Source organism: Roseateles sp. P5_E1 (assembly GCF_054049335.1).
On the sequence record NZ_JBFUMN010000148.1, the window covers coordinates 1 to 904 of the forward strand.

Here is a 904-nt window from a genome sequence, read left to right on the forward strand (position 1 = left end):
CTATACGTCCACTTTCGTGTTTGCAGAGTGCTGTGTTTTTGATAAACAGTCGCAGCGGCCTGGTTTCTGCGGCCCTCYTCAGCTATAGCTCGCATGAGCCACCAAAAAGGGCGYACCTTCTCCCGAAGTTACGGTRCYATKTTGCCTAGTTCCTTCACCYRAGTTCTCTCAAGCGCCTGAGAATTCTCATCCTRCCCACCTGTGTCGGTTTACGGTACGGTCTGCGTAAGCTGAAGCTTAGGAGCTTTTCCTGGAAGCGTGGTATCAGTGACTTCGCCTTAAAGGCTCGTCTCGGTGCTCGGTCTTGAAGAATCCCGGATTTGCCAAAGATTCAAACCTACCTCCTTTCCCCCGGACAACCAACGCCGGGTACACCTAACCTTCTCCGTCCCTCCATCGCACTTACGCGAGGTGCWGGAATATTAACCWGCTTCCCATCGACTACGMWTTTCKKCCTCGCCTTAGGGRCCGACTMACCCTGCGYCGATTAACGTTGCGCAAGGAAACCTTGGGCTTTCGGCGTGCGGGYTTTTCACCCGCATTATCGTTACTCATGTCAGCATTCGCACTTCCGATACCTCCAGCAGACTTCTCAATCCACCTTCAACGGCTTACGGAACGCTCCTCTACCGCGTACATATAAATATGCACACCCCAAGCTTCGGTTCACTGCTTAGCCCCGTTAAATCTTCCCCGCAGACCGACTCGACCAGTGAGCTATTACGCTTTCTTTAAAGGGTGGCTGCTTCTAAGCCAACCTCCTGGCTGTCTGTGCCTTTCCACATGGTTTTCCACTTAGCAGTGAATTTGGGACCTTAGCTGTGGGTCTGGGTTGTTTCCCTTTTCACGACGGACGTTAGCACCCGCCGTGTGTCTCCCATACAGTCCGTCTCGGTATTCGGAG

General features: G+C 53.0%; 1 rRNA gene. It reads right to left on the minus strand.

Annotated elements, in window-relative coordinates:
* Window positions 1-904: ribosomal RNA gene (locus ACXJKJ_RS30240) — 23S ribosomal RNA — on the minus strand; the annotation flags it as partial.